Annotated in this window: 25 protein-coding genes; 16 read left to right on the top strand and 9 right to left on the bottom strand. The window is 64.8% G+C overall.

Annotated features, from left to right (window positions below; all coding sequences use genetic code 11):
- Positions 1–13: 13 nt before the first annotated feature.
- From HALNA_RS06170 to HALNA_RS06185, 4 genes are read left to right on the top strand one after another with little or no spacing between them, the layout of a single operon-like run.
- Positions 14–1,141 (top strand): hydrogenase small subunit, encoded by a 1,128-nt coding sequence (locus HALNA_RS06170; RefSeq protein WP_084509918.1) that lies wholly within the window; start codon positions 14–16, stop codon positions 1,139–1,141.
- A gap of 2 nt (positions 1,142–1,143) precedes the next feature.
- Complete coding sequence (locus HALNA_RS06175; RefSeq protein WP_049935535.1) at positions 1,144–1,377, top strand: hypothetical protein; 234 nt, start codon at positions 1,144–1,146, stop codon at positions 1,375–1,377.
- A 1-nt stretch (position 1,378) separates the two neighbouring features.
- Complete coding sequence (locus tag HALNA_RS06180; protein ID WP_211225995.1) at positions 1,379–3,355, top strand: nickel-dependent hydrogenase large subunit; 1,977 nt, start codon at positions 1,379–1,381, stop codon at positions 3,353–3,355.
- Positions 3,356–3,359: 4 nt separating this feature from the next.
- Positions 3,360–4,037 (top strand): hypothetical protein, encoded by a 678-nt coding sequence (locus HALNA_RS06185; RefSeq protein ID WP_049935536.1) that lies wholly within the window; start codon positions 3,360–3,362, stop codon positions 4,035–4,037.
- Here HALNA_RS06185 and HALNA_RS06190 read toward each other — a convergent pair.
- The 5 genes from HALNA_RS06190 to HALNA_RS19255 form a co-directional block, all read right to left on the bottom strand.
- Positions 4,022–4,387, bottom strand: a complete 366-nt coding sequence (locus HALNA_RS06190; protein ID WP_049935537.1) for a DUF7124 domain-containing protein — start codon at positions 4,385–4,387, stop codon at positions 4,022–4,024. The two genes, HALNA_RS06185 and HALNA_RS06190, sit on opposite strands and share 16 nt — an antisense overlap.
- A 63-nt stretch (positions 4,388–4,450) precedes the next feature.
- Positions 4,451–5,221, bottom strand: coding sequence for an ATP-binding protein (locus HALNA_RS06195; protein ID WP_049935538.1), 771 nt, complete (start codon positions 5,219–5,221; stop codon positions 4,451–4,453).
- Between the two features lie 187 nt (positions 5,222–5,408).
- Positions 5,409–6,446, bottom strand: a complete 1,038-nt coding sequence (gene hypE / locus HALNA_RS06200) for a hydrogenase expression/formation protein HypE (RefSeq protein WP_049935539.1) — start codon at positions 6,444–6,446, stop codon at positions 5,409–5,411.
- Entirely contained in the window at positions 6,443–7,609 is a 1,167-nt protein-coding gene (gene hypD / locus HALNA_RS06205) for a hydrogenase formation protein HypD (RefSeq protein WP_084509920.1), read from the bottom strand. Before hypD ends, hypE begins: the two co-directional genes overlap by 4 nt.
- Positions 7,602–7,976: a HypC/HybG/HupF family hydrogenase formation chaperone gene (locus HALNA_RS19255; protein ID WP_084509921.1), complete on the bottom strand. Its 375-nt coding sequence runs from the start codon at positions 7,974–7,976 to the stop codon at positions 7,602–7,604. The genes hypD and HALNA_RS19255 overlap by 8 nt, the downstream gene beginning before the upstream one ends.
- A 57-nt stretch (positions 7,977–8,033) precedes the next feature.
- Here HALNA_RS19255 and hypF point away from each other — a divergent pair, with 57 nt between their 5' ends.
- The 3 genes from hypF (at position 8,034) to ppk2 (ending at position 11,840) form a co-directional block, all read left to right on the top strand.
- A complete protein-coding gene (hypF, locus tag HALNA_RS06215) occupies positions 8,034–10,394 on the top strand; it encodes a carbamoyltransferase HypF (protein WP_049935540.1) in 2,361 nt (786 codons plus the stop codon).
- A gap of 142 nt (positions 10,395–10,536) precedes the next feature.
- Entirely contained in the window at positions 10,537–10,824 is a 288-nt protein-coding gene (locus HALNA_RS06220; protein WP_049935541.1) for a hypothetical protein, read from the top strand.
- A gap of 125 nt (positions 10,825–10,949) precedes the next feature.
- Positions 10,950–11,840, top strand: a complete 891-nt coding sequence (ppk2, locus tag HALNA_RS06225; RefSeq protein ID WP_049935542.1) for a polyphosphate kinase 2 — start codon at positions 10,950–10,952, stop codon at positions 11,838–11,840.
- Between the two features lie 90 nt (positions 11,841–11,930).
- On the opposite strand, the gene HALNA_RS06230 is transcribed toward ppk2, so the two are convergent.
- Entirely contained in the window at positions 11,931–13,325 is a 1,395-nt protein-coding gene (locus HALNA_RS06230) for a protein adenylyltransferase SelO (RefSeq protein WP_049935543.1), read from the bottom strand.
- A 267-nt stretch (positions 13,326–13,592) separates the two neighbouring features.
- On the opposite strand from HALNA_RS06230, the gene HALNA_RS06235 reads away from it, so the two are divergent.
- The 4 genes from HALNA_RS06235 to HALNA_RS06250 are packed head-to-tail and all read left to right on the top strand — an operon-like array spanning position 13,593 to position 15,751.
- Entirely contained in the window at positions 13,593–14,150 is a 558-nt protein-coding gene (locus HALNA_RS06235; RefSeq protein ID WP_049935544.1) for a hypothetical protein, read from the top strand.
- 4 nt (positions 14,151–14,154) lie between these two features.
- The gene (gene tsaA, locus HALNA_RS06240) at positions 14,155–14,544 is read left to right on the top strand and encodes a tRNA (N6-threonylcarbamoyladenosine(37)-N6)-methyltransferase TrmO (protein WP_049935545.1); all 390 of its coding nucleotides are present in this window, start codon (positions 14,155–14,157) and stop codon (positions 14,542–14,544) included.
- A gap of 41 nt (positions 14,545–14,585) precedes the next feature.
- A complete protein-coding gene (locus HALNA_RS06245; protein WP_049935546.1) occupies positions 14,586–14,957 on the top strand; it encodes a winged helix-turn-helix transcriptional regulator in 372 nt (123 codons plus the stop codon).
- 41 nt (positions 14,958–14,998) lie between these two features.
- Positions 14,999–15,751, top strand: a complete 753-nt coding sequence (locus HALNA_RS06250) for an ABC transporter ATP-binding protein (protein ID WP_049935547.1) — start codon at positions 14,999–15,001, stop codon at positions 15,749–15,751.
- Here HALNA_RS06250 and HALNA_RS06255 read toward each other — a convergent pair.
- Complete coding sequence (locus HALNA_RS06255; protein WP_049935548.1) at positions 15,748–16,593, bottom strand: ABC transporter permease; 846 nt, start codon at positions 16,591–16,593, stop codon at positions 15,748–15,750. The two genes, HALNA_RS06250 and HALNA_RS06255, sit on opposite strands and share 4 nt — an antisense overlap.
- A gap of 14 nt (positions 16,594–16,607) precedes the next feature.
- Entirely contained in the window at positions 16,608–17,651 is a 1,044-nt protein-coding gene (locus HALNA_RS06260) for an ABC transporter substrate-binding protein (protein WP_049935549.1), read from the bottom strand.
- Between the two features lie 302 nt (positions 17,652–17,953).
- On the opposite strand from HALNA_RS06260, the gene HALNA_RS06265 reads away from it, so the two are divergent.
- The 5 genes from HALNA_RS06265 (at position 17,954) to HALNA_RS06285 (ending at position 22,467) form a co-directional block, all read left to right on the top strand.
- Positions 17,954–19,135: an ABC transporter substrate-binding protein gene (locus HALNA_RS06265; RefSeq protein WP_084509922.1), complete on the top strand. Its 1,182-nt coding sequence runs from the start codon at positions 17,954–17,956 to the stop codon at positions 19,133–19,135.
- A 9-nt stretch (positions 19,136–19,144) separates the two neighbouring features.
- Positions 19,145–20,227 (top strand): FecCD family ABC transporter permease, encoded by a 1,083-nt coding sequence (locus HALNA_RS06270; protein WP_049935551.1) that lies wholly within the window; start codon positions 19,145–19,147, stop codon positions 20,225–20,227.
- On the top strand, positions 20,224–21,048 hold the full coding sequence (locus HALNA_RS06275) for an ABC transporter ATP-binding protein (protein WP_084509923.1): 825 nt from the start codon (positions 20,224–20,226) through the stop codon (positions 21,046–21,048). The genes HALNA_RS06270 and HALNA_RS06275 overlap by 4 nt, the downstream gene beginning before the upstream one ends.
- Positions 21,045–22,067, top strand: coding sequence for a tRNA (N6-threonylcarbamoyladenosine(37)-N6)-methyltransferase TrmO (gene tsaA, locus HALNA_RS19260; protein WP_084509924.1), 1,023 nt, complete (start codon positions 21,045–21,047; stop codon positions 22,065–22,067). Before HALNA_RS06275 ends, tsaA (HALNA_RS19260) begins: the two co-directional genes overlap by 4 nt.
- Before the next feature lie 211 nt (positions 22,068–22,278).
- Complete coding sequence (locus HALNA_RS06285; RefSeq protein ID WP_049935552.1) at positions 22,279–22,467, top strand: hypothetical protein; 189 nt, start codon at positions 22,279–22,281, stop codon at positions 22,465–22,467.
- Between the two features lie 289 nt (positions 22,468–22,756).
- Here HALNA_RS06285 and HALNA_RS06290 read toward each other — a convergent pair whose 3' ends face one another.
- A complete protein-coding gene (locus HALNA_RS06290) occupies positions 22,757–23,536 on the bottom strand; it encodes a hypothetical protein (protein ID WP_049935553.1) in 780 nt (259 codons plus the stop codon).
- Positions 23,537–23,662: the final 126 nt, after the last annotated feature.

Here is a 23,662-nt window from a genome sequence, read left to right on the forward strand (position 1 = left end):
TGTATAGGCGTGTATGAGTGCAGGTGGCAAAACACCGGAGGCCGACGCCGCCTCCGAAGCGACGGAATTCGACGCTATCGACGTATTCTGGCTCCCCGGCGAGGCCTGTGACGGCTGTTCGATATCGACGCTCGGGGCGACGGACCCACCGATCGAGGACCTCCTCCGTGGCCACGTCCCACATCTGCCACAGATAAACCTTCACCATCACGAACTGGCCGTCGAATCGGGGACCGCGTACGTCGACGGGATGCGAGACGCCGTAGCCGGCGAACGTGACCCGTACATCGTCGTCGTCGAGGGGAGCGTTCCGAACGAACGTCTCATCGACGGCGACGGCTACTGGGTATCGATGGGGAAAGACGAGCAGGGCGACCCGGTTAGGACCGTCGACTGGCTCGACCGACTCGCCCCCGGCGCCGCGGCCGTCGTCGCCATCGGAACGTGTGCGACGTGGGGTGGCGTCCCCGCTGCCCAGGGGAACGTCACGGACGCGATGGGCACGATGGACTATCTGGGTCGGGACTACCGGAGCGAACTGGACCTCCCGGTGATCAACGTGCCCGGCTGTGCGCCCGTCGGGGACAACTTCATCGAGACGGTCGCCCATCTCCTCTTACACGTCGGCGGGTTCGGGCCACCGCCCGAACTGGACGAACTCGGGCGACCGACGTGGCTCTTCGGCGAAACCGTCCACCGGAACTGTGAACGCGGGGCCTACTACGAGGAAGGCGACTTCGCCGAGGAGTACGGCAGCGAAAAGTGCCTCGTCAGCAAGGGATGCTGGGGGCCGACGGTCAAATGTAATATGCCCTCCCGTCGAAACATCGAGGGCGTCGGCGGGTGCATGAACATGGGGGGCAAGTGTATCGGCTGTACGATGCCCGGGTTCCCTGATAAGTTCACGCCGTTTTTCAAGAAGCCGCCGGGGTCGAAAGTATCGACCGTCAGCTCCTCGATACTGGGCGGGATCATGTCCAAACTCCGACGCAAGTCGATGAAGAACCTCGATACGTCGACCCGCTGGGAGAGCCCCGGGATAACCGAGCGGATGTACCAGTGGCAGCTCAAACGCGGCTCGACCTACGACTCCGACCGCGGACTCGAACGCCGACCCGGCGGGAAGACGGGGGACGACTGATCATGTGCTTGGACAAGTTCCCGGTCGAATTCGACGCCGAGGGGAACGCCCGACTGTCCGACTCCACCGAGGCGGACGGGACGGACTTTCTCGAAGACGTGACCGTGCCCGAGGACGAACTGACTCCCGAAGAGCGGTTCGGGGCAATCGTCGAGGCGTTGCCGGATCGCGCCGCGCAGCGCTTGCACACCTCGGGTGCCGGTGAGACGGACGAGAGCACACCGCAGACACCCTGATATGTTCGAGCATCTGCCGATAACGCGAGCCGACGACGGATCGTACAGAACGGTCGACGGCGGAACGTTCCGCGTCGACGAGACACACCGCTCGACCGCCGAGCGGGTCGCCGACATGACCGGCGGGGACGACGCGGTTCATCCCGACGGTGCCGGGCTGCACGAAGCCGACCCGGAGCGCGACGAACAACTCCACGACATCGACATCGACCCCGTGACGCGGGTCGCCGGCTCGCTCGCGTTCCACGCCAACGTCGACCTGGAGGAGCGGACCGTCCGCGAGGCACACGCCCAGGCGACGCTGTTCCGGGGCTACGAAATCATTCTCGAGGGCCGCGACCCCCGGGATGCGATCGACCTTTCGAGTCGGGCGTGTGGCGTCTGTGGCGCCGTCCACTCCATCTGTTCGTCCATGGCACTCGAGATGGCGCTACCGGTCGAACCGCCGCCGATGGGGGTCTGGGCACGGAACATGGGGCAGGCTGCCGCCTTCCTCTACGACAACTCCCTCCACCTGCATCTGCTGGCGGGCCCGGACTACTCGGCGGCGATGATGGCGGATACGAACCCCGACCTGCTCGCGACGGCTCGGGAGACGGCGGCGCCCCACGCCGACATTCACGGCTACGAGACGGTCGGCGAGATCATGGAGGGGTTGAACCCGCTCGAGGGCGACCTGTATCTCTCGGCGCTCGAGAAGACGCGCGACGCCCGCCAGATGGCGTCGCTCATGCTCGGCAAGTACCCACACCCGTCGACCATCGCCCCGGGTGGCGTGACGACGACGCTCTCGCGGTCCTCGTTCACGCAGTTCTACACCCGCCTCGACGACATGTTCGACTGGGCGAAGCAGGTGGCCTACCTGTGGGACGACCTCATGGACTTCATGCTCGAAGAGCAGGCCGGATTCGAACACGTCGGCGAACATCCGAAAAACATGATCGGGACCGGCGTCTACGACGATCCCGACGTCTACAACGCCCGGTACGAAGACGCCGACGAGTGGGGCAACGCCCGACTCGCGACGCCGGGGGTCGTCGTCGACGGCGAACTGGTGACGACCAACCTGACCGAGATCGATATCGGGATGGAGGAGTTCGTCGACCACGCCTACTACGAGGACTGGACCGACGAGGCCGTGCCGTTCGAAACGTCTCCGGCCGGCGATCCGCTCAGTCCGTACCACCCGTGGAACAAGGAAACGCGGCCGAAACCCGACGGCAAGTCCTGGCGGGAACGGTACACGTGGGGTACGGCGCCGCGCTGGGACCGTCACACGATGGAGTGTTGTCCACACGCCCGTCTGTGGATCACCGCCCTCGCCGAGGAGGTGGACAATCCCTTCATTCGACCGACCGGCGACGGCATCGAGTTCGACCTGCCGGAGGCGGACCTCGAAGCGATGACGCTCCGGTGGGACGTTCCGGACCGTCTCAACGCCGCCGAGCGACTCCGTGGGAAAGCCTACGCGCTGGCTCACCACGCGCTCGTGTGTTATACGGGCTTCATCGAGTCCCTCGAGTTGTTGAAAGGGGGCGAGGATGCCGTCCACACCGAGTTCTCGATCCCGAAGCGCGGCACCCACCGGGGGGTGGGATTCTGGGAGGCCGGCCGCGGCTTCCTCACCCACCACCTCACCCTCGAGGACGGCCTCATCGACAACTATCAGATCGTTACGCCGAGTACGTGGAACTCGTCGCCGACCGGCCCGTTCGGACAGTCCGGACCCTTCGAAGTCGGGGCGATGAACACGCCGATCCTCGAGGACTTCGACGGCGAGGACGACTTCTCGGCGATCGACATCCTGCGCGGCGTCCGGAGTTTCGATCCGTGTATGCCCTGTACCGTTCACATGTACACGGCCGGCGGGAACGACGTCATCAGCGAGAACGTGACGATGACGACCTGTGGCTGTTCGACCGGTTCGGACGACAAGCCGGCCGAGGTCACGCTCAGGGAGATGCTCGCCGACGACTGAAGAGATGAGTGACAGCGACGGATCAGGGTCGCTCGACCCACAGTCGGCCGCGGAACGTGGGGATGCAGTCAGCGACCAGCCACGTCCGGGTAGCGGCCACGGTCACAGCAAGGGCCGGTCGTACGGAACGACGGCCGGCCTGATCGCGGGCGATCGGAGCGCATCGCAGTTGGTCGTCGGCGTCGGGTATCCGTACCTGAGCGATCTGGCGGTTGGCAACGTCGTCGCGGACCGGCTCGGGAAGTGCCAACTCCCCGACGTCGCCGTTGCGGACTGCAGTCACACACCGATCGCGGCCTACCAGACGATCACGGTGGGCGAGTACGACACCGTCGTGATCGTCGGCGCCCGCAAGCGGGGCGATGGGCTGAACACCGGCACTCCGTCCGCCGATCCTGGCCGGATACACACGTATCCGACGGCCGACGTGCCGGTTCCGGAGGGCGACATCGTCGACCGACTCGCGGAGTGTGCGATGGGGAGTAACACCGTCGAAAACGTCGTGATCACGACGAAGGCGCTCGGCGAGTTCCCCTCCGAGTCGACCGTTATCGACATCGAACCGGAGTACGATTCGTGGGGGCTCACCGTCGACGAGTTCAGCCCGGCGGTCGCCGACCGCTTCGACGACCTCCTCGACCGGGTGCTCGACCGTCTCGAACGGGACTACTCCCCGGAGTGACGCGTCCACCCGGCCTTTTGGGCCGCCTCGCTGAGCGGAAGGAACTCAAGACCGAGCGACCGTGCGGTGCGTCGATCCTCGTCGGACCGGCCGACGAACACGTGACGGTCCGTCGGAAATCGCTGGCGAACGCTCGCGAGGTCGGCGATCGGGTCCTCGCCGACGAAGTCGACCGCCACGTCTCGACGGTCAAGCGCAGCGAGCAGCGCCTCCGGCGAGCCATCGGCGACGACACCGACGTACCGGGTCCAGCGCTTCGCGTCTTCGACCGCCGCGGGCGGGTCCGATAGCTCCGCCAGTGCGGCATCCCGGAAGACGAGCGTCATATCGGTCGAGCCCTCGGGAGACATGCGTTGGAGTAGCCATACTGTCGTTCGTGGCCTGCGCCGCCTCGTCCCGACCCGCCGACGCCGTCAGTCGTGTGTCGACAGGAGGTCGTCCGCCAGGTCCGCGACCGCGGTGACGGCCGGCGCGTTCGGATCGTAATCGTAGGGCGCGGTCCCCTCCTGGTCGGCCCGTCTCACCGCGTCGTCGTACGGTACGACCGACGTGATTGTGAGGTCGTTGTTGTCGCAGAACTCCTCGATCGCCGCCCGGTCGTCGTCGTCACGGACTTTGTTCGCGACGACGTTCACCTCGGGGATGCCGAGTTCCGCTGCCAGGTCGCGGGTGCGCCGACCCGTCTCCAGCGACTTGTAATACGGCTCGACGACGACGAGCAAGGTGTCTACGTCCTTGGTCGTCCCCCGTCCGAGATGCTCGACGCCGGCGACCATATCCATGACGGTCACTTCGTCGCGGGTCTCGACGACCCCCGAGAGCACCTCCCGGGCAGTGGAGTGGGCCCGGCACATGCATCCGCTTCCGGCGTGATCGACCTCGCCCATCTTGAGGAGTCGAATCCCGTCCGGCGCCGCCGTCCCGTGCTGCTCGATGATCTCCTCGGGGGATTTGCTCAGCTCCAGTTCCGTCTCCCCGCTCGGCAACTCGACGCGTTCGAGTAGGTCGTTGGGAACCGGGGGGACGGACTGTTCGCGTGGCACGCCGACGGTCAGCGAGAGGTTCGGATTCTCGTCGTCGTCGATAGCGAGTACCTCGTACCCCTTCGATGCACAGGCACGCGCGAGCGTCCCGGAAATCGTCGTTTTTCCGGAGCCACCTTTGCCGGAGACAGCTACCTTCATTAGCTGTGTCATCGCGTTACCATGATAAAAAATATTCCCCGACTGCGAGCAACGGGCGGCGAACGGAGCATCCAAACCGGTGTGACTGCGTACGGCGACCCGTCTCATACTGTTTATTGTAACTGGTTACCGGTGGGTCGCCAAGACGGTCCGGCGACCCACCGGTAATGACTTACAATAAACACTATCAGCAGATCCGTGGTGCTGGTTCGGTCGCCGGTTCGCGCAGGTATCGCGTCCCCAGCCCCGTATCGAGGAGGACACGCCCGTGTTCGTCGTCGATGGCCTTTCCGATGGCTGCGGCGTCTTCGCCGTCGGGATGGGAGCGGAGCGCCGCGAGTACGTCCGCCGCCGCCGTCGGCCTGACGCCGAGGAGTGCGATACCCTCGTTTGCGATCTGAAGCGGGTTCAGGCCGAGCATTTCGCTGGCACCTTTCACCTCCGGGGGGACGGGAATCCGGTCCTGTCTGAGTTCGATCCCGACGCCGCTTTTCCTCGCCATCTCGCTCGCGGCGCCGGCCAGTCCCATCCGCGTCGGATCTTTCATCGCCGTCACAGCCGCCCCAGCGACCGACAACGCACGGTCGACAACGCCGTTTACGGGCCGTACGTCCGACTCCACCGTCGTCCCGAACTCGATCCCCTCACGCTCCGCGAGCAGTGCGACGCCGTGGCGCCCGACCTCGCCGGTACTTACGAGCACGTCGTCCGGAGCGAGGCCGTCGTCGCCGACGACGTGGTCGGCCACGCCGACGCCGGTCGTGGTAACCACGATACCGTCGAGGTCGCCGTGACCCATCACTTTGGTATCGCCGGTGACGATTGCGGCGTCGGCCTCGCGGCACGCCTGCGCCATCGAGTCCGCGATCCGTCCGAGATCCGATTCGGGGTATCCGGCCTCGACGACGACGGCACTCGAGAGCGCTCGGACGTCCGTCGCGCCCATGACTGCGAGGTCGTTGACGGTCCCCGAGACGGCGAGCCGGCCGATGTCCCCGCCGGGAAAAAACGGCGGGTGGACCACGTGACTGTCCGTCGTGAAGACCGCGTTTCGGTCGCCGATCGGCACGACGGCGCCGTCGTCCATCGCCTCGCGTCCGACCTCGAGGGAGTCGTCGGGGAACCCGGCGGTGAGAATCCCCGACACGAGGTCGCGCATGGCTTTGCCGCCGGCCCCCTGTTCGAGCGTCACGACCGCGTCGGATTCGAAGCCCCCGTCGGTCATAGATCGGGGCGCCCGCCGTACTCGTGCCAGATCTTACAGGTTCCTTCGCTCGAAACCATACACGCGCCGACGGGGTCTTCGGGGGTGCACTCCTCGCCGAACATATCGCAGTCGGTCGGGTCGGCACGCCCGGCCATGATGTCGCCGCAGATACAGTCGTCCACGAGCGACGAGCCGCCCGCAGCGAGTGACGTGGTGTCTATCTCGAACCGCTCGCGCGCGTTAACGTGTGCGTATTCGTCCCGCAAGACGAGATTGGCGTCGGGGATGTGTGCGATCCCACGCCACTCGCCGCTCTCGGTCGTGAAGACGTTCCACAGCTGTTTCTGTGCGGGTTCGTTGCCCTGCTCGGTGACACACCGCGGGTAGGCGTTCCGAACCGTCACGTCCCCGTCACGGATGTCTCGCAACAGCACGACCAAGCCCGCGAGAACGTCGAGCGGTTCGAATCCACCCACGGTGATCGGCGTGTTCGTCTCGTCGACGAGTTCCTCGAACAGCCCCCAGCCGGTGATCGTGGCCGCGTTCCCGGCCGCGAGGAACCCGTCGACGTCGGTTTCGGGCATCGCAGCCACGACCTCCATGGCGGGCGGGACGTACTTGTGGGCGCTCAGAACCCAGAAGTTCTCCGGCGGATCGTCCCTGACGATCGCCGCGGTCGGCGCCGCAGTCGTCTCGAACCCCGTCGCGAAAAAGACCACGTCGCCGTCCGTCTCCTCGGCGATGTCGACCGCTTCGGCGGCACTGTAGACCACCCGGACGTCCGCACCCGCTGCCCGGGCATCGCTCAACGAGACGGACGTCCCGGGGACGTGGAGCATGTCGCCGTAGGTCGTGATGGTGTGGCCGGCGTTCGCCAGCGCGACTGCCTCGTCGACCTCGGGCATGTCAGTTACACAGACCGGACAGCCCGGCCCCATACGAAGATCGAGTCCCTCGGGGAGCATGCTTCGGAGGCCGAACTTGGCGATAGACTGCTCGTGGCTGCCACAGACGTGCATGACGCTGACCTCGTCCGCATCGATGTCCGCGACGAGTTCCTCGGCTCGCTCGGCCAGCGCGTCCGCCTTCTCGGGATCACGGAATTCGAGCGCGTTCTCGCCGTCGCTCGGGCCCGCCACGCCACCGGTCGGCCCCCCGGGAACGGGCTCACGATCAGACATCGATATCGAGCTCCTCGAGTAGGTCCTCGGCGTCCTCCGCGTCGGCGGGCTCGACCCCGTCGTCCGCCGGGGGTGCACTCGACTCCGCAGGCGTCGAGCCGGCCGCTTCGACCTCGTCGATGAGATCCTCCCGGAGCATATCGTCCGGCCCGCCACCCATCATCGATTCGTAGAGGGTCAGCGTCTCGTCGATCTCCGACTCGGGAATCCGACGGATCGCGAACCCGACGTGGTTGAGGATGTAGTCGCCGGGTTCGACCGGTTCGTCTACCGTGTCGAGCCGGACCTCCTTTTCGACGCCCCAGAAGTCGACGTCGGCGGTGAGACCGTCTACCTGCGTGACCTGTCCGGGAACTCCGAGACACATCGTTACTGACAACTAGTCACACATTCATTTATACCTTCGCGTCCCCAGAATCCGGCGATGAAACGCGCTCACGTTCAAGTAGACGGCGTCGTCCAGAGCGTCGGATTCCGACCGTTCGTCTACCGCACTGCAGTCGATATCGGACTGCGGGGCCGCGTGCGCAATCTCGGTGACGCCGGCGTCAGCGTGACACTCGAAGGTCCCGGTGAGCGGATCGACGCCTTCCTCCGGGAGCTCGAGGCGAACCCCCCACCGCTCGCCACGGTCGATACGGTCGCCGTCGACACCGAACCCGTCACCGAGTACCGCTACGAGTCGTTTTCGATCGCGGACTCCGACGACCGGGGCGCCGGTGGGGGGACCGTCCCCCCGGACACGGCCGTCTGTGAGGCCTGTTTAGCTGACATCCGGGATCCGTCGTCGCGGTTTCACGACTACTGGGCGACGGCCTGCGTGGACTGTGGTCCGCGGTTCACCGTGATCGAGGGGTTGCCCTACGACCGCGAGACGACGTCGATGGCGGCGTTCCCGCTCTGTGCGGACTGTGCCGACGCGTACGCCTCCCCTACGGACCGACGGTACCACGCCCAGGCCATTGCCTGTCCGTCCTGTGGTCCGGCGCTGGCGTTCCAGCCGCACGATCGGAGTACGGACCCCCCGGCTGTCGGCGACCGGACGGGCGTCGACCCGCTCCCACAGCGACCGTCGCTCGTCGAGGGCGACGGCCGGTCTCTCGACGCCGCGACCCGGACACTCGAGGACGGCGGGATCGTCGCCATCAAAGGCATCGGCGGCGCGCACCTCGCCTGTGACGCGACCCGTCCGGACGCCGTCGCGACGCTTCGAGACCGAACTGGGCGGCCGGCGAAACCGTTCGCCGTCATGGTCCCGTCGATGGATCACGTCACGGCGGTGGCGTCCGCCTCGTCGGCCGAACGCGAGTGGCTTCGATCCGGCCGCCGACCCATCGTCGTCCTCGACCGGCGTGGGGACGCCCTCGCCTCGAACCTCGCACCCGGACTCCACACCGTCGGTGTCATGCTGCCGTATAGCGGCGTCCACCACCTCCTGTTCGAGCGCTTCGACGAACCGATCGTCGTGACGTCGGCCAACCGTCCGGGGTTGCCGATGCAGTCCTCGAACCAAGCGATTCTCGAACAGCTGTGGGACGTGGCAGACGGGTCGCTCCTCCACACTCGCCGGATCGTACAGCGGTGTGACGACTCGGTCGTCAGATCCGTCGGCGGGAGTCGGACGCTGCTCAGGCGGTCGCGCGGATACGTCCCGCTACCCGTTGCAGCCCCGACAGCCGACGACGCGGACGTTCTCGCCGTCGGGCCGGAGCGCGACGTCACCGCGGCCGTGCTCTCCGGCGACGAGTGTTATCTCACACAGCATATCGGGGCCGTGACCGACCGCGAAACGTTCCGGTTTCTGGAGGCGGCGATCGATCACTTGCTCGCACTCACGGGCACACAGCGTCCGTCGGTCGTCGCCCACGACGCGCATCCGTCGTTTCGAACCACGGCGTACGCGGCCGACCGCGTCTCGGACCGGACCGTCGCCGTCCAGCATCATCACGCCCACGCCGCAAGCGTGCTCATGGAGCACGACTGCCCACGCGCGGTGTGTATCACGGCCGACGGCGTCGGGTACGGGCCGGACGGAACCGTCTGGGGAGGCGACGTTCTCGACGCGACGCTCACCGACGCGGATCGGGTGGCCGGGCTCGCTCCCGTCCCGATGCCCGGGGGCGACCGGGCGACCGAGTTTCCCGTCCGGTCGCTCGTTGGCCTCCTGTGGGACCGCGAGGGCGTCGACGTCGGGTCACTCGCCGACACCCTCGACTGGCCGACCCCGAACGCGGACGAGTTGCGCGTCGTCAGACAGCAACTCGCCGCCGACGTCAACACGCCCGTGACGACCAGCGCCGGTCGGTTTCTGGACGCCATCGCCGCACTCGCCGAGGTCTGTCACGAACGGACGTACGAGGGCGAACCCGCGATGTGTCTCGAGGCGGCTGCGACCGACGGCACGCCTCGCGACGTCACGGTACCCTACACCACGGCGGACGGACGGCCGGTCGTCGACACGCCGCGGGTGGCCGAACTGCTCGTGGAACTGCGGCGGGACGGCACGGACGCGACGGACGTGGCCGCAACCGCGCAGCGGGTACTCGCCGACGGCTTGGCGGAACTGGCCGTCGACGCCGCCGCCGAGCGCGGCATCGACGCCGTCGGATTCACCGGCGGGGTGGCGTACAACGACGCGATCAGTCGGCGCATCCGGCGACGGGTCCGGGACGCCGGCCTCGCGTATCTGGCAAACGAGGCCGTCCCACCCGGCGATGGAGGGGTCGCGTACGGACAGGCCGGCGTAGCGGCCGCGACGGTTCGAGCCGACGACGCCGACTCGTGACCGTACAGCGCCACCGGCCGACACTGGGTCACCCCGCTCCCGAGCGTACGGTGGGGCCGCCCCGGCTTCGACCGGGAGTCGGAACGGTCCGACGAACGACAGCATATTAGTCGATCCAATCGTTCGATTTACACGATCCGCCGTGAGCGACGACACGCTGACTGGCGCCCGGCGGTGCTGGCCCTGCACCGTTCTGAACGCCGTCGTCGGCCTGCTCGTCGGCTGGGTGCCGATGGCCGCGGCCGTGGTCGGAAACGACTCGATGCTCCTTGCCGGAGCGCTCGTCTGGGGAGTCGCCGTCACGCTGGCCACCGTCTACCGCCTCTTCGAAGTCGGGTATCTGCCATACGCCGAGTTCGTCGCGAAGCGGTCGGGCCTCCACGGCCGCATCGGCCCCGCGTCCACGTCCGACGACGAGGACCCCGAGTGACGCCGCTGTCGAGCGACCCCCGACGGCCGCCGTTTCGCGGTAGAGAGAGCTAAGTGTACTCACTATCTACATTTAGGAATGCACACATCGGTGACCAGCAGCCGAGACGAGGAGCGACAGCACCCATGACCGAGCACCCGGTGTTACCGGCCGAGGAGTCCGTACTGACCACCGTCGACGAGGAGGACCTCTACAAGGACAGCGGCAAGATAAAGAAGAAACACTACAAGCGGGAACTCGAGCGGCTCCAGGAAGAACTCGTCAGGCTCCAGATGTGGGTCAAAGAGCAGGGGCTCCGGGTCGTCGTGCTCTTCGATGGTCGAGACGCAGCCGGCAAAGGCGGAACGATCCACCGAATCACTCGCCGGACGAGTTCCCGGGTGGTGCAAGTCGTCGCGCTCGGTAAACCTACCGAACGCGAGCAGAGCCAGTGGTACTTCCAGCGGTACGTCGAACACCTCCCGGCGGCCGGTGAGATGGTGCTGTTCGACCGGAGCTGGTACAACCGTGCGACCGTCGAGCGCGTGATGGATTTCTGTACCGACGAGGAGTACCAGGAGTTCCTCCGGTCGACCCCCCAGTTCGAGCGGATGCTCATGCGCTCGGGGATCATCCTCATCAAGTACTGGTTCTCGATCAGCGACGAGGAACAGGAACGACGCTTCCAGAAGCGCAGCAACGATCCGAAACGGCGCTGGAAGCTCAGCCCGATCGACCTCGAAGCCCGGGAGCGGTGGGTCGAGTACTCGCGGGCGAAAGACGCGATGTTCACCTACACGGATACCGACGACTCGCCGTGGCACGTGATCAACGCCGATATCAAGAAACACGCCCGGCTGAACTGCATCAGTCACCTCCTCTCACGGATCGAGTACGAGGACACCATGCCCGAACCGACCGAGCTACCCGAACGACAGACAGACCCCAACTACGAGCGCCCGGCGATCGACGGCCAGAACTGGGTGCCTGCACTGTATGGGTCGAACCCATCGGCAGCCGACGTCGAACGGTCCTGAACCCGTGTCGAGGGCTCCCCCGGTGCACCGTTTTTTCTCGACGTTCCCACCGACGTATCCTCTTACTACGTTCACCGTGATACTATCCGCTCACGTATTACAGTACGTTGTATACTCCGCATCGAACTCCCGTGGCGGTGGTTGCTGGAATCGTGACCCCAGATCCGTCGATGAATAGGGGGTTTCCAACACGGTCAACAACTTCTTGAATTTGGATAGATCCCCGGTTTCGAGATACTCATCCAGTGCCTCTTCGACCAGGTAGTTGCGGGGGATATACCGCGGATTGGCTTCCTGCATCAACCCCTCATCTAGGCCGACAGCAGCCAATTTATTCCTCAGCCGTTCGAATTCTGCAGTTGCAAACGCCGGGTCATCGAACGTACCGGGCGTCTCTAATTCGAGGAAGGTATTGGTATAGTCCGCGTTCGATCTGCGAAGCCACTCCACGAATTCGTCGACGAGTTCGTCCTCGCCATCCGAGTTGATCCCCAGTTTTCGCCGCATCATCGTGTAGTATTGCGCATCGAACCGATCCTCAAACTCGTCTAGTTTGCCTTCGAGTGCGTCGTACGTGAGCGCTGACTGGGCACACAGCGGTTGGAGTGCCTCCGCGAATCGTTCGAGATTCCACCGCAAGACGGGTCGCTGCTTTCCGAATGCATATCGCCCGTGCTTATCGATCGAGCTGAAGACTGTCCCCTCATCGTAGTAATTCATGAAGGCACAGGGTCCGTAATCAAACGTCTCCCCATCGATACTCATATTGTCCGTGTTCATGACGCCATGGATGAATCCGACACGTAGCCAGTCGACGACCATCTCGATCGATGACTGCATGACTGCATCGAAAAACTCCAGGTACGTACGATCCTTCGCATTTAAGTGCGGGTAGTGCCGGTCAATAACATAGTCAGTGAATCGCCGTAGTGTGTCGGATGCTTGGCTTGCAACGTACTGGAAGGTCCCGTATCGAATGTGACTGTTCATCACTCGGACGAGGAGGGCTCCGGGTTCTGTCTGCCGTCGTTCGACTGCTTCGTCAGTTTCGACGACTGCCAGACTTCTCGATGTTTTGATATTTAGATTCCGCATCGCGTATGAGTACAGGTACTCTCTGAGCATCGAGCTGACAGTTGCGTTGCCATCACCTCTTCCGGAGTACGGCGTTCGACCGGACCCTTTCAGTTGAATGTCGTATCTATTTCCATCGTGTACGTGTTCGCCGAGTATCATCGCTCTCCCGTCGCCCAAGACGGTGAAACGTCCATACTGGTGGCCTGCATATGCTTGGGCGATCGGTTCTTCTAGGCGGTCCTGGCCCGCTAGAATGTGAGCATCGAGCGTCGCTGTATCCAATCCAAGATCAGCACACAGCCCGTCATTAAGAACCAACGTCTCGGGATTAGCGATACTCCTTGGGGCTACTCTCGAATAGAGATCCGAGTCTAAACGCTTGTAAGTGGTGTCAAATGAAAAGGCCATCGAGTTTCGTATCGTTTTATGTCGCTTAGTTTAATAATCTTGTTCTCGAAAACTGTTAAACGGCCGGTGAAGCGGTACACCCGCTGCTGTCGACGGGGCGCCGTCTACGACGGACCGGCGTGTTCGCCGAGCGCCTCCCCGGGCACTGCACGCCCGGGGAAGTGGTCAGCCACAGATATGACGAAGTTTTATCACGTCTTGGGTCGATACGTCGGTCACGCTAATTTCGGTTATCCGAAATTAGTGCGAGCGTATTCGAGCACACCCATGTCACACGCACACCGGAGCTCCGGAACTGGAGGGGCATCGGGCAGTATCAACGTCGGCTGGCGCGTCTTCCAGGCGCTTGGACTGTTGAGCGCGCTGTCCTGGCTCGCGAGTTACGTCCTGTTTGCGTCGCCGTTCCAGTGGGTCGGGCCACTGGTGTCCGGGACGGTTCCGGCGTGGGGCGACGTCGTGTTCGACCTCTCGCCAATCGTGTCGGTGATCGTCCTCCTGCTGGCGGTTGCGCCCGAATATCTGGAGTTCACGGAGCGAAGCGACGCCGTCGCGTTGGCCGTTCGAGCGGTCGTGCTGGTTCTGCCGGCGCTGTGGATGCTGAACGTCTTCATCGGGACGCCCATGGTCGACAAACTCGTGACACAGCCGCTCGAGCCGTCGCGGATGATCCCGACGTTCGCCGGCGTGTTCCTCCACGTCGTCTTCCAGCACTGGTTCCAGTCCATCGCGGCGTTCGCATTCGCCTTGCTGCCCCGGCAGTTCGGCACGCTGACCGAATCGCAGACGCCCGCGGGCATCCAGTGTGCCCTCGTCCGTTGTGAGTGACCGTATGGACGAGACCGATCTAACGCTGCGTCCGGTCGGCGTGGCACACACGCCGTACGAAACGCCGGACGCGGCGCCACACCAAGGGTTCGCCGACGACGCCGACGCCGAGATCGAAATCTTCGAGGAGTACGCCGACGCGGTAACCGGCGTCGCCGACGCCGTCCGCATAACGGTCGTGTACTGGGCGCACATGGCCGACCGGACGAGTCGCACGGAACCGGACGGCCCCGGGGCCTTCGCGCGCCGTTCACCGAACCGCCCGAATCCGCTGAGTATCTGCGTGTGTACGGTGTACGACCTAGATGGGCGACGGTTCCAGGTCGGCGGCCTCGATGCGGTCGATGGCTCGCCGATCCTCGATATCAAGCCCAGCCTCCAGACCGAGCGGTAGGTCGGCGACCGACTTTTCACCCGGGCACTGTACGCTTGGATATGGCCGACTGCGCATGCGGGTGCTGCACGCCGGAGGTTTCGACGGGGACACCGACTTGCTACTGTCCCGTCGACGAGTTACTGGACCTCGTGAGCCGGGAGTACGGCCTCGCGATCATCGGCTTGCTCGCAAACGACGGCCCTCGACGGCACTCCGAAATCGCCGACGCGCTCGACGTGAACAGTTCCTCGGTCCTCGCGAACCGGCTGCGCGAACTGACGGCGGCCGGCCTCCTCCACCGACGGAGCTACGATCGCGTCCCGCCACACGTCGAGTATTCGCTCACCGCCAGCGGCCGGGCGTTCGAGCAACGGCTTCGACCCCTGTTGGAGTGGGCGTCCAGCGACGGCGTGCCTGGCGACGTGGCGTAACTCCCCGTCCGACGGCGCAGCACTTCGCTGGCAGACGACACATGACACCGGACCCCTATCGCATTCGACTGGACGGGATCGAGAAATCGTACCCGACGGCACGCAAACAGCGTCGCGTCCTCGACGGGATTTCGCTCGACGTCCACGACGGGGAATTTCTCAGTATCGTCGGCCCATCGGGCTGTGGCAAGAGTACGCTCCTCAACATCGTCGCCGATTGGATCGCTCCCGATGCCGGCACGGTCGACGTCGCTCCGTCACGCTCCGCCGTCCAGTTCGGCTTCGTGTTCCAAGCTCCGACCCTGCTCGACTGGCGCACGGTACGCCAGAATTTGGCGTTTGCCCTGCGCGGTCTGGGCGTCCCCGAGGCGGCACGTGGCCGAGAGATCCGTACCGCGCTCGAACTCGTCGGCCTTTCGGAGACGGCCGATCAGTATCCCCCGTCGCTCTCCGGCGGGATGCGACAGCGAGTGAACTTCGCTCGGGCGTTCTGTGTCGGCCCCGACGTGTTGTTGATGGACGAACCGTTCAGCAGCCTCGACGAACTCACGGCGCGCCGGCTCCGTGAACGTGTCGTCGATATCTGGCGTGCCGAACGGTTCACGGCCGTCCTCGTCACACACGACATAAGCGAGGCCGCGTACTTCTCCGACCGGGTCGTCGTCCTCTCGGACACGCCGACCGGTATCGAAGACACGATCACGATCGACGGCGCCCGGCCACGGGAACCCGAGTCCGAGACGGTGCTCGATCACGAGCGCCGCATTCTGGAGACGCTCGGCGTCTCGGATTAACGCTGTAACGGCGACCGGCGACTCGTCTCGTCGGGTTGCCAGCGGGTGAGATGGGCCTCGATCCGTTTGATGAGCAGAAACTCCAGCCCGGCCATCACGACGATAAACGACAGCGTCCACGCCATGACACCCGTCAGCGAGAACAGGTCGAACGAGTCTCGGAGTTTTTGTCCGATCCCGGTTCCGAGCCCGATCCACTCGACGATGACGGCGATCTTCCAGCCGATCCCCAGGCCGAACCGGGTCGCCGCGAGGAGATACGGGGCGAGCTGCGGGAGCACGACGTCACGGAGCATCATCCGCCGCGTCGCGCCGAACACCTGGCCCATCTTGATCACGTCGGCATCGAGGTTCTTCGTTCCCTCCCAGACGTTCTCGGTCATCGGCGGCGTGATGACGATTACGATAGCGACGATGCCGGCGCCCTCGTTGAACCCCATCACGAGCAGTACGATGATCGACACGGCGAGTGCGGGGACCGTCAGCCCGACGAGCACGAACGTCTCGAAGAACCGCTCGGCAGTCTCGTCGACGCCCATGAGAATACCGACGAGCGTGGCCAAAAGCAGCGCGATGCCGAACGCCCCGACCACCCGGAGGAGCGTTCGCGACAGGTGAAAGAGGAACCGCTCGTTGCGGACGATGTGGACCGTCTCCAGCAACACCGGCCACGGTCCCGGAAACACGAGCGGTTCGAAAAAGAGTGCCACGACCCACCAGCAACCGAGGAGGACGAGGACCGAGAGCCCCCGCGTTGCAACCGCTGGGTAGCGGGCGTCCAACTCGCGAAGCCACCGCAGTGGGCCTCCGCCGGCGTCGCGGTTCGGGTCGGGACCTGCCATCGGAGTACGGGCCGCTACAGTTCGACGAACAACTCGTCGACGTTTGGTTCCGATTCTATCAGGCCCTCTTCGGCCGCTAACTGGACGACTTCCTTGCCGGACTCGCGCAGGTCGGTCGCGAACTCCGTCGGATAGATCGGCGAAATACGCTCGACTGCGAGGTCGATCTGCTCGTCGCTCTGTAGCCCCAGCACGTCGGTATACCGTTCGAACACCGCCCGCGTATCGTCCCGAATCGCCCGCCCCGCGTCGAGGAGGCCCTGCAGGAACGTCTCGAACGCGGCCCGTTTCGTATCGATCGTGGACTGGTAGGTGGCCGCTTCGACGAGCGGCATATCGGTCCCCCGGAGGTCGTTCCAGCGGTCGTTGAACACGAAGAACTCCCGATACTCGCCGGTGGCGAGGAGCCTCGTCGAGAAGGGTTCGACGCCGATCATCGCGTCGATCTCTCCCGTTTTCATCTGGCCGAACAACACCGGCGGCGGCCCGAACTGGAACTGGAAGTTCTCGTGATCCATCCCCTCGAGCGCCAACAACAGCGCGAAGTGTGTGAACGGGGCCGTGTTCTTCGGCATCGAACCCAGCGTGGCCTCCCTGAGGTCCTCGACGCTCGAAAGATCGGTCCCCGTTCGGGCGATGATCGAGTTGAACGAGCGGGCGACGGGTTGGAGGAGACGGACGTCCCCGCCCTGGTTCGCCAGCCGGGCCCCCGAGATGACGGGGAACGTCGACGACTCGATAGCTTGCCCTTGGAGTTTCGTGAACAGTTCCGGTGGGGGGCCGAGTTCGAGGGTCAGGTCGACCTCGTCGTCCGATACCAGGCCGCGATCGCGAAGGACTCGGGGGCTAATTCCCGCCGCTGCTGCGTTCGGTGTCCCGAACGTGATCGGTGTCGGTGCTGCTGCGGTCGAGGTATCGGTGGCCGTCGGTGACGCACTCCCGTCGCTCCCGCCGGCACACCCGGTAAGGCCCCCAGCAACCGCGAGTCCAGCCATCGTCTTCAGTGCTTGCCGCCGGTCGATCCGTCCGTTCGTCGCGTCTGGTATCCTGCCGTACATATGTCCTGTGTGTGGGTTTCCGAACTAACTTCGGATCGACGAATCGTGTCGCGCCGTATTACGAATACTAATTTCGAGATATAAATTTGGTGATCGGTTTCCTCCCGACGCCACCGTCGGCGGGTCCCGCGAATTCCGCTCGTCCCTCCGTCTCGGTGGAGCACGCAACCGTCACTCGACCGGATTCGGCTACCACCAATTTGCTATAAAATCGTATATGAAATATTATCATTTCAGTCAGAGTTATATCAATTGACACTCCCTTGATACCATACGCCGGGACCACACGTTGGTGATGGGTCATGCTTGACACACGAACTTCGGACGGCGAGAACGCTCGCGTATCACGACGGAGGGTGATTGGACTTCTCGGGGCAGGGAGTGTCGCCGGGCTCGCCGGATGTATCGGCACGAATCGCGGCGACGGCACAGCCACCGGAACCGCCAGCACGGGTGCTGGCGGACAGGGGTCCTCGGGAACGAGGACCGTTACCGACTTGCTCGGTCGAGACGTCGAAGTCCCCGGGACGGTCGAACGAGTCGTTTGTCTCGAATCGTCGACGCTTCGAGAGATCTGTCACATGAACGCGGCCGATTTGGTCGTCGGCGTCGAGAAACGCGAGCAGGAATGGGCCCGAGAAATCCCGTACAATATCGCACATCCCCGGTTTCAGGAGCTCCCCGTCATCGGCCCACGGGGTGGCGACCCCGAACTGGTCGCCCAGCAGGACCCTGACGTCATCTTCATGGTTGCCTCGACGGAGCCGGTGCGGACGATGCAACAGCAAACCGGCATTCCAGTCGTCGGCATCCCCGGCGGGGACCTCGAGAACCAGCGCACGACGCTCTACGAGTCGTGGCGGGTCATCGGGCGTGTCCTCGACAAGCAGGAGCGGGCCGAATCGCTCATAACGTACACCGACGACATCGTCGCCGATTTCGACGACCGAACGGCAGACGCCCCGAACAACGGCACGCGGGACGTGATAGTCAGCGGAGTGAACTTCCGTGGTCCGGGGACCTTCACCACGATTCTCCTCCCGTATCCGCCCCTCAAGTGGCTCAACACGAAGTCGGTCGCCCACGGGGCGTTCCCCGACACCTTCGAGCGCGGGGAGTACAACGGCGTGACGGTCAGCGACGAGAAGTTCCTCGAGTGGGATCCCGAACGCCTCTTTTTAGACCTCGCGAACCTCGAACTCGCGACACAGACGCTCCAGAAGAACCCGGAGTTCGAAGGCCTGAGCGCGATTCGGAACGGGCAGGTGTACGGGCTCCACCCGTTCAACCAGTACAACAACAACCTGACCTGTACGCTCGCGAACGGCTACTATCTGGGGAGTGTGCTGTATCCCGACCGGTTCTCGGACGTCTCGATCGAGGAGAAGGCAAACGAAATCTACGACACCTACCTGGGTGCGCCCGTATACGATCAGGTGGCGGACATCTTCGGTGGCTACGAAACGTACGATCTGACGGGGTAACGGAAAACCGTGGCCACAGACACCACCGTCTCCGAGTACGAACGGTTCGTCCACCGGAAGGTCATCTTCGGCGCCGTCACGGGCGTCCTCTTGATCGGCGGTGCCCTGTTCTCGATCAGCGTCGGCGCGGTCGAGATACCCGTCTCGGAGGCGCTCGCGACCCTCTTGGGCGCCAATACGGGGCTTTCCAACAGGATCATCTGGCGGATTCGGGTCCCGCGCGTCCTGACTGCGATCTTCGCCGGGCTTGCACTGGCGGTTTCGGGCGCCGTCATGCAGAAGGTGTTGAACAACCCCCTCGGCTCGCCGTTCACGCTCGGCATCTCACAGGCCGCTGCGTTCGGTGCCGCGTTCGCGATCATCGTCGTCGGCGCGGGAACCATCGGCATCGGCGGCACCGTCGGGAGTGGCACCGGCGGCGCCGTCTCCGTCACCAATCCGTATCTCATCGCGACGAGTGCGTTCTCGTTTTCGATGATCTCGGCGGGCGTCATCCTGGCGCTGGCGACATACACCAGAGCCACGCCGGAGACGATGATCCTTACCGGCGTTGCCCTCGGGTCGTTGTTCTCCGCGGCCCTCTCGGGGTTGCAGTATCTCGCGGCTCCCGACGAACTCTCGGCGCTCGTCTACTGGACGTTCGGTGACGTCGGCGGGACGACGTGGCAGGGCGTCGGCATCATCGCGACCGTCGCCGTCCTCTCGATGGCGTATTTCATCTACAACAGCTGGAACTACAACGTGTTATCGTCGGGCGACGAGACCGCGGAGAGTCTCGGCGTCGACGTCGAGGCGCTCAGGATGCGCGGGATGCTTATCGCCTCCTTCGCCACGGCCGTCGTCACGGCGTTCACCGGCATCATCGGCTTCGTCGGCCTCGTCGTTCCCCACATCGTTCGCAAGACCATCGGCGGTGACGACCGGTTCGTCATCCCCTTCTCGTGTGCCGTCGGGAGCGTCCTCTTGCTCCTGTCGGACACCGTCGCCCGGACGCTCTTCTCGCCGATGGTCCTGCCGGTCGGTATCCTCACCTCGTTTCTCGGCGCACCGCTTTTCATCTACCTCGTCCTCACCGCGAGGGAGTACTGGTGAACCTCGATATCGACGGCCTCGCGTTCGACTACTCCGACCACCCGGTCCTTCGTGAGATCGACCTGACCGTCAGCGATGGCGAGATGCTCGGCCTCATCGGTCCGAACGGGACGGGCAAAAGTACGCTGATCAAATGCATCAACCACGTTCTCTCCCCGGACGCCGGGGCAGTGTTGGTTGACGCGACCGACATCGGGTCGCTGACGCGTAACGACGTGGCAAAGACCATGGGGTACGTCTCCCAGCGCGAGAACGAGACGTACTCCGCGACCGTCTTCGATACGGTACTCATGGGGCGAAAGCCCTACATCAACTGGCAGCCCGGCTCCGACGACCTCGAAACCGTCTCGGGGATCCTGGCGAAACTGGGGCTGTCGGATCTCTCGTTGCGGAAGATGAACACCCTGAGCGGCGGCCAGAGACAGAAAGTGATGGTCGGCCGCGCGCTCGCACAGGACCCGAACGTCCTGTTGCTCGACGAACCGACGAGTGACCTCGACATTCGCCACCAACTCGAAGTGATGGACGTGATTCGTGAGGAAATCGACCGCGGCTTGGCCGGTGTACTGGCCATTCACGACCTCAATCTGGCGGCGCGCTACTGTGACACTGTCGCGATGCTGAAAACGGGCGGCGTCTACACCACCGGCACTCCCGAGGAAGTGTTCACGCCGTCCAATCTCGAGGCGGTGTTCGGCGTCCGAGCGAGCACGGAGCGCCACAACGGTGCGTACGTCATCATCCCCGAGGAACCGGCCGGCGATGCGTCGGGGGAGGGCTCCTCCGATTCGACGACTGCGATCACCGATACGGACCAATGACAGCGACGTTCACTCAGATTGGCACGATACGTAGCGACTTCGACGACCCCGGCGATCCCGACGAGATGCGCCGTCACGAGAGCACTATCGTCGTCGAGCACGCGTACGAGGACGGGCTGTACCGTATCGAGCGCAACGACCACATCGTCGTCCTGTTCCACATCGACGAGTCCGACGGCTACACGCTGAAATCGCCGCGTCGATACGGGATGGAACGGGGGACGTTCGCGTGCCGGAGCCCCCACCGCCCGACCCCGATCGGACTGACGGTCGTCGAGCTACTCGACCGCGACGGACGCGAACTCCGCGTCCGGGGACTGGACGCCATCGACGGCACGCCGGTCCTCGACATCAAGCCCCACTCGCCGGGGCTTGACTGTCCGTCGCGAGTCGCGGACGACGACCGTCGCGAGGCGCCCCGAGGCCGCGTGGATCGGTTCGTCCGCGCCGGTGATCGGGAGTCGCTGTTGCTGGGGGCCGCCGAGACACACGGTCACTTCTGTCCATCCCTCGCGCTCGGCGTGATGGCCGGCGTCCGTGCCCGGCGCGAACTCGGTGCCCTCGCCGAGGGCAGCGAGGACCTCGTGGCGGTGGTCGAGACGAACGACTGCTTTGCCGACGCCGTCCAGTACGTCACCGGCTGTACGTTCGGCAACGGCGCACTCGTCTATCGCGACTACGGCAAGACTGCCGTCACGGTGGCGGAACGGGGCGCGCCCGGCGTCCGGATCACCGTCGAGGACCGGGCGGCGGTCCGGGAGCGACGCCCGGACGACGCGTTCGCCCTCATCGGGCGTCCACTCCAGGAGTTCTGCGCGGTCGAGACCGGCGTCGAGGTCGACGTTCCCGCGTCCGCGCCCACGCACGACTACGTGACCTGTGCCGACTGTGGCGAATCGGTCGTGGCTTCGAAGGCCGTCGACCGGGACGGAGACGCGGTGTGTATCCCGTGTGCTGGGGCCGAGTACCCGCAACTCGACGGCCGAGGACTCCACTCCTCGACCCCGCAGATGGAGTAGTGGGCTCGTCGTCGCCACCACGAGTCCCGGCCGCCGTCGTCACCGACCAGCGACGGCAGACGGCGACGACGGGAACGCCGCCGCCATCGAGAATCGCCCGACTGCGACCCCGCCGAGCAGCGCCAGCGTCCAGTCGAGGTTAAGCCGGTCACGGGCAGGTGGACCGCCGGCGTGGCCCCGAATTCATGTCCACGGCGCGGCACCTCCCGGTATGCCGTCTCGCCCCCGCCTCGCCCCGCTCGATCCCGTCACCGCCGCGTCGGTCGTCGTGGCCACCGCGCCGATCGGCTACCTCCTCGGCTGGCTCCTCGTCAGTCACGTCGTGGCGGTGGCGACGGCCGTCTGGCTGTCGACCGTGCTGGTCTCGGTGGTGGCGTTGGTGGTGACGGCTGCGTGGTGATGGCCCGTGCCGACGGCGAAACACCACAATCGGCGTCACTTACAATAAACACTATTAGTCCGTGCCGAGGGCGTCGGCGTCGACCCCGCGCCCACCGTCCGTCGCCGGCCGCCGCAAACGTCGGAGTGGGGACGTCGTCGCCGACGAACAGGTGGCCCGTTTCGTGAATCGAGTATCCGCCGAACGGCCCCGGCGCAGCCCACCATGACGCGCTCAGACCCCGAATCCACCTCCAACGATGCCGAGGCGATGCTGGAGCGTATCGCGGTAAGGGTAGTTGGCCCGCGCCTCAGATGCTCCCGAAGTTCGGATCGAGTTCCCCTGCGTCGGACACGCCTCCGGTATCCGTATCGAGCGTGTTTCCGTCGCTGTCGAGCGCCACGATCTCCACGGTGGTGCCGGCGCCGACGACGGCGATGCCTTCGAACCGCACCTGGGTAGCACCGGCTGGGATCGGGAGCGGACCGCCTGTCAGCGTCGCGAGCGTCGGGCCACCGAACGCCTCGTCGACGCGAATCGACGCGATCGGATCGTCGAGTCGATTGTCGAGGTCCATGGCGATCGCGGTCGGCGTCGACGAGTCGGTCGGCTCGAAGGTCGGACTCTGATCCAGATCCGAGATGGTCGCGGGGGCACTCACCGCGAAGGGATCGACTCGCTCGAACGGGTCGTCGGGTACGTCGTCGGCGTTATCGGGCTGGTCGACCTCGTCGAGTCCGCTCGGGCTCAGCGCCTCCCAGATGGCCGCGCGGACCTCCGTCTCGCCGTTTGGATTCGGCGGGAACGTCTGTCCTTGCTGGATGTCGGTCAGTTCGGGAAACACGACGGCCGGGAAGATCGGCACTTCCACGTCGGTGTACGTCCCCGGTTCGAGTATCTTGAGCCCGATGAGCGAGTCGAGGTTCGTCGCATCGCCGGAGCCGATTGCCGGACCGACCGCGTGGATACCGACGGCGAACACTGGGTCGTCGAAGGCGACGAAATCGTTGCTCAGCTCGACGGCCGCCCGCGGGATCGACCCGAGGAAGTCGGCTTGGCCCACGAAGTTGTTCTCCTGTTCGTACGTCACGCTCTCGACCGTCGAGTAGATCGATAGAGAAGTTGACAGAATAACACACTACACGAGGAGTGGCACCCTGACTCCCCAATGCACTCCAACACGATCCGATAGCCGTATGCAATGATGCGGACGATG

It is taken from the genome of Haloplanus natans DSM 17983 (genome assembly GCF_000427685.1).
Classification (GTDB): domain Archaea; phylum Halobacteriota; class Halobacteria; order Halobacteriales; family Haloferacaceae; genus Haloplanus; species Haloplanus natans.